Below are 5,237 nucleotides of genomic sequence, written 5' to 3' on the forward strand. Positions count from 1 at the left end.
CTTCCGGGGGGGTGGGGCAGGAGATGGGGGATGCTTCAGCTCCGCGGGCCGGCCGCGCCGAGCCTGCGGAGCGTGGCGAGTACGTCGTCGAGCCAGGCGACCGTCATGCGTTCGTACGCGATGCCGCCGCGCAGCACGACGTGCTGCAGCTCCTGGCCCGCGTCGAGCGGTGCGGGGGCGCCGGGCCCGGTGAAGTCACGCTTCTCCCCGGCGAGGTAGTGCGCGAGCCGGTCGCTGTGCACCTGGTGGTGCCGCTCGACCTCGAGGAGCAGCGCGGCGGGGTCGTCGAAGGCCGCGCCACGGATCTTCACCGCGAGATCGTGGCGCAGGCTCTCGGGTTCGACCGTTTCGTGCAGCCAGGCGGAGAGGGCGGCGCGGCCGGGGGCGGCGACGGAGTACTCCTTCTTGTCCGGCCTGCGTTCCTGCGGCACGTCACGGACGTCGAGCAGACCGTCGCCCTCCATACGCTTGAGGACGCGGTAGATCTGCTGATGGGTGGCGGTCCAGAAGTATCCGATGGACCGCTCGAACCGCCGGGCGAGCTCATAGCCCGAGCCGGGCTGCTCCAGCAGGGAGACGAGAATCGCGTGTTCGAGGGCCATGCCCCGATCGTCCTATGCAACTGGTTGCATAGCAAGGGGCGGGGGCCGGGTGAGACGCGCCTCACCCGTGCCTCACCCGGCCGCCGCCGCGCGAGGGCGGTGCCCAGGTGCCGGTTTCCTGTGTGGGTGCCCGTGCCGCCGGCGGGCAGGGCGTCATGGCTCTCCGTCGCGGCCCGGATCGTCTGCCGGTACCCGGTGCAGGGCCAGCATGGCCTGATCGTCCTGCGGCCGGCCGCCGACGTGGCGCCGGACGTCCTGGATCAGCGTGTCCAGGATCTGCCCCGGTGTGAGGCGCACGCCGGAGCGTGCCCGCCTGCCGAGCACGAGCGGCAGACGGGCGACGGGATCGTAGAAGCGCCCGGTGACGTCGCGGGACTCGGTGACGCCGTCCGTGAAGCAGAGCAGAGTGGAACCGGCGGGGAAGGGGAAGCTGTCGACCGGGGAGGACCACGCGCCCAGGTCGCTCATGCCCAGCGGGGGCGCCTCCTCGGACGCATCGAGAAGAGTGGCGCGGCCCTGCACGTCGAGGAGCACGGGAGGCGGGTGGCCCCGGTTGACCAGGCGTACGGTTTCCAGGTCCGGGGAGAACTCCGCGATGAGAGCCGTGGTGAAGCCCTCCTCCTGCTGCTGCCCGCCACGTCGGCCGCCTTCGCGCAGAAGGGCCCTCTCCAGCCGGGCCACCAGTTGCGGGAGGTCCTCGGACTCGTCCGCCGCGTACCGGAAGGCGCCGAGGTCGGCGCTGACGGCACTGACCGCCCCGAGCCCCTTGCCCCGTACGTCACCGACCATCATCCGGATTCCGTGCGGGGTGCTCTGCACGACGTACAGGTCTCCGCCGATCAATGCCTCCCTCTCGGCCGGCACGTACCGCGCGTCGATGCGGAGATCCCCGAGGCGTGACGGGGGTTCGGGCAGCACGGCCTGCTGGGCGACCGCCGCGACGTGCTGCGCACGCCGTGCGCGGGCGTCCTGCCTGCGCAGCGTGCGGTGGATCAGGACGGCGAGTCCGGTGACGGCCGCCAGGGTGATCTGACTGGCCACGCCCGCGCGCCAGCCGAAGGTCCCGTCGATCCGCGCGAGAAACGCATGGACGACCATCGCCGTGAGGCCGACGCCGATGATCCCCCGGACGCCGAAGAGCGGCGCGGCGGCGACGGGGGCCGTCATGAGAAGCGGCGCGGACGTCACACCGTGCGGGGTGACCAGGTCGACCACCACGGCCAGCACGATGAGGCCTACGGGAATCCACTGGGTTCTCAGCAGCTGCGGCACTCCCCCACGCTGCCCGCAAGCTCGGCCTTCCGCATCCCCAGGGCCCACCGGGTGGCGTTCAGGACAGGACGTCCGAGGGCCCGGGCCTCTCGCGGCCGAGGAGAGGAACCGGCGCCCCGCCCCGCGTGACGATCTTCGTCCCGGCCGGGGGCCCGCCGCCGGGTCACCGTGTGGACCGCCCCGGTAAGTGCTCGTACGGAGCAGGCGGCGGCTCGTGGCAGAGGGAACTCACGAGCACCCGGAAGACGACCGCGGCCCGGGCCCCGCCCGCACGGCGTGCCGCTCCCCGCCCATGACCCCGATGGCTCCGGCTCAGCTCCCGGCGGACCACCGGCTGCTAGGGTCGCCCTGGACATCGATCTCTCGGTGAGGAGACAGGACATGGTGGGAGACGACGACATCTCCGGGTGACACCCGGATGTGACCGCCCGTCGGCCGGTGCGTGCCGGCACCGTCGCCGCGAGGCCCTGCGCCGTCCCTGTTCCCATGCCCGCCCGGGGCAGAAGTCCGTCTGCCCGCATGTCACACGAGGTCACTCCCATGTCCGACGCACCCGCAGCCCTGCTCGCACGCGATGTCGTCCGCTCCTTCGGCGCCGGGCGGGTGATCGACGGCTTCTCCCTCACCGCGTCCCTCGGCCACCGCATCGGACTGATCGGAGAGAACGGTGTCGGCAAGTCGACACTGCTCCGGCTGCTCGCCGGAACCGACGAGCCGGACGCGGGCAGCGTCACCCGCCCTGCCGATCTGGGCTTCCTGCACCAGGAGATGCCGTTCGACGCCACGGCCACGATCACGGACGTGCTGGACGAGGCCCTGAGAGAGGTCCGTGACGAACTCGCCGAACTCGAACTCCTGTCCCATCGGCTCGCCCGCACCCAGGAAGGCTCCCCCGGCCACGCCGCCCTCCTCGGCGCCTACGGCCGGCGGCTCGAGCACGCCCAGGAACAGGAGGCCTGGGACGCCGACCGGCGCGCCGCTGTCGTGCTCGACGGCCTCGGCCTCGGCGGGATCCGCCCGGACCGGGCGCTCGGTTCCCTGTCCGGCGGGCAGCGTGGGCGCCTGGCCCTGGTTTCCCTGCTGGTCCGCAGGCCTTCGGCGGTGCTGCTGGACGAGCCGACCAACCATCTCGACGACCGTGCTGCCGAGTTCCTGGAGGAGCAGGTGCGCGGCCTCCCCGGCGCCGTCGTCGTGGCGAGCCATGACCGGGCCTTCCTCGATGCCGTGTGCACGGATCTGGTCGACCTCGATCCCGCCGTGGACGGTCCGGTGCGGTACGGCGGCAACTACACCGCCTACCAGGCCGAGAAGCGCGCCGAGCGGGAGCGCTGGGAACGTCGCTACGCGGAGGAGCAGGGGGAACTGGAAGCCCTTCGCCGGTCGATGGGCACGACCACGCATCGCCTCGCCCCGGACCGGGGACCGCGCGACCACGAGAAGATGGGGTACGGCGTCCGGGCGGGCCGGGTGCAGAGCCAGATCTCGCGGCGGGTGCGCAACGCCGCGCGCAGGCTGGACGAACTGGAGCGGCACGGGGTCGCCGAGCCTCCGCCGCCGCTGCGGTTCCGCCGCACCTCGCTCGCCGGACCGTCGGGGGACGAAACCCTCGTCTCCCTGCGTGACGTGCGGGTGCGGGGCCGCCTCGCCGTCGACCGCCTCGATGTGTCGGCGACCGAGCGCCTGCTCGTGACCGGTGGCAACGGGGCGGGGAAGTCGACGTTGCTGGCCGTGCTCGCCGGGCACCTCGTGGCGGACGGCGGCCGTGTGCGGCGAAAGGGCGGGCTCTCGGTGGGGCTGCTGGCCCAGGACACCGTGTTCGACCGGCCGGAGCGCACCGTCCGCGACACCTATGCCCAGGCACTCGGCCCGGAGCGGGCGGAAGCCGTGCCGCTGGGTTCGCTGGGCCTGGTGGGCGAGGCGGACCTGGACAAGCAGGTCCGGCACCTGTCCGTGGGCCAGCGCCGCCGGCTCGCACTGGCGCTCCTGGTGGCGCATCCTCCCGAGTTGCTGCTGCTCGACGAGCCCACGAACCATCTGTCCCCCCGGCTCTGTGACGAACTGGAGGCCGCCATGGGGGCGGGCCCGGGAGCGATCGTCCTGGCGGGCCACGACCGCTGGCTGCGGAGTCGCTGGCAGGGGCGTGAGCTACGCCTGTAGGCGCGGTGGGCCGGGGCCTCCGCAGCAGACGCATCCTGGACATCTTGTCCATATCACGAGACGCGTTTGCGGAGGCGCACACCGCGGCGTTGCATCGCGCCTGTGCAAACCGAACAGATAACCCCTGATCAACCGGGATCCGGCGACAAGGCGGCGAGGCGTGCCGTCACGGTGTTCCCCGTCCTCGTACTCGTGGCGGGCGTAGCCGGTCTCGTCACACCCGGCACGTTCGACGGCTGGACGGGATCGGTTCCGTACCTGCTGGGAATCGTCATGTTCTGCATGGGACTGACGATGACTCCGCTCGACTTCAAGGGCGTGGCGAAGCGTCCGTGGGCCGTCGCGATCGGCCTGGTCGCCCACTACGTGATCATGCCGGGCCTCGGCTGGGCCATCGCCCATCTGCTCGGGCTGCCCCCGCAGCTGGCGGCCGGACTCATCCTGGTCGGCTGCGCCCCGAGCGGCACGGCGTCGAACGTGGTGACCTTCCTGGCCCGCGGTGACGTCGCGCTCTCGGTCTCCGTCGCCACCGTCTCCACCCTGGTCGCGCCACTGGTGACGCCACCCCTCACACTGCTGCTGGCGGGTGCGTACCTGCCGGTGGACGCCGGCTCGATGATCACGGACATCCTCAAGACGGTGCTGCTCCCGGTCCTCGGGGGCCTGGTGGTGCGGCTGGTCGCGGGCAGGCTCGTCGACCGGGTGCTGGGCCTCATGCCCTGGCTGTCCTCCCTGGCCGTCGCCGCGATCGTCTGCGCGGTCGTGGCGGGCAGCGCGGGCACGATCAAGTCGGCTGCCGTGACGGTGCTGATCGCCGTCGTGCTGCACAACGGCCTCGGGCTCGCGCTCGGTTATGCCGCGGGCAAGCTCTCGGGCCTCGGCCGGCCTGCCAGCCGCGCCATGGCCTTCGAGGTCGGCATGCAGAACTCCGGACTCGCCGCCTCGCTGGCGACCGCCCACTTCAGCCCGCTGGCCGCGCTGCCGGCCGCGGTGTTCTCCGTATGGCACAACATCTCGGGCGCTCTGGTCGCCGCCTGGATGTCCCACCGGTCACGGCGCGACGAGCGGACGGCCGCGGCCGCCGGCCCGGTACCGAGGACCGCGTCCGCCGGGGAAGCCTGACCGGACTCCGCGGCCCGGCAGTCGTACGGCCCCGAGGCGTTCGCCCGGACTTCCCGGGCGAACGCCTCGTGCCTTCCGTGGCCG

The 5,237-nt window shown here is 72.5% G+C and carries 4 protein-coding genes; 2 read left to right on the forward strand and 2 right to left on the reverse strand.

Annotated features, from left to right (window positions below; all coding sequences use genetic code 11):
* Positions 1-35 precede the first annotated feature (35 nt).
* Positions 36-602: a PadR family transcriptional regulator gene (locus VN520_RS21845; RefSeq protein WP_325748629.1), complete on the reverse strand. Its 567-nt coding sequence runs from the start codon at positions 600-602 to the stop codon at positions 36-38.
* A gap of 153 nt (positions 603-755) precedes the next feature.
* Positions 756-1,874: a PP2C family protein-serine/threonine phosphatase gene (locus tag VN520_RS21850; protein ID WP_325748630.1), complete on the reverse strand. Its 1,119-nt coding sequence runs from the start codon at positions 1,872-1,874 to the stop codon at positions 756-758.
* Positions 1,875-2,414: 540 nt separating this feature from the next.
* Here VN520_RS21850 and VN520_RS21855 point away from each other — a divergent pair.
* Positions 2,415-4,031: an ABC-F family ATP-binding cassette domain-containing protein gene (locus tag VN520_RS21855; RefSeq protein ID WP_325748631.1), complete on the forward strand. Its 1,617-nt coding sequence runs from the start codon at positions 2,415-2,417 to the stop codon at positions 4,029-4,031.
* A gap of 102 nt (positions 4,032-4,133) precedes the next feature.
* Complete coding sequence (locus VN520_RS21860; protein ID WP_325748632.1) at positions 4,134-5,153, forward strand: bile acid:sodium symporter family protein; 1,020 nt, start codon at positions 4,134-4,136, stop codon at positions 5,151-5,153.
* Positions 5,154-5,237 lie beyond the last annotated feature (84 nt).

Origin of the sequence: Streptomyces sp., from assembly GCF_035563135.1 — a bacterium.
Taxonomy (GTDB): domain Bacteria; phylum Actinomycetota; class Actinomycetes; order Streptomycetales; family Streptomycetaceae; genus Streptomyces.

Excerpts from the sequence above, each read along its gene's own strand:
- VN520_RS21845 (WP_325748629.1), bottom strand. The coding sequence starts at position 602 with ATGGCCCTCGAACACGCGATTCTCGTCTCCCTGCTGGAGCAGCCCGGC.
- VN520_RS21855 (WP_325748631.1), top strand. The coding sequence starts at position 2,415 with ATGTCCGACGCACCCGCAGCCCTGCTCGCACGCGATGTCGTCCGCTCC.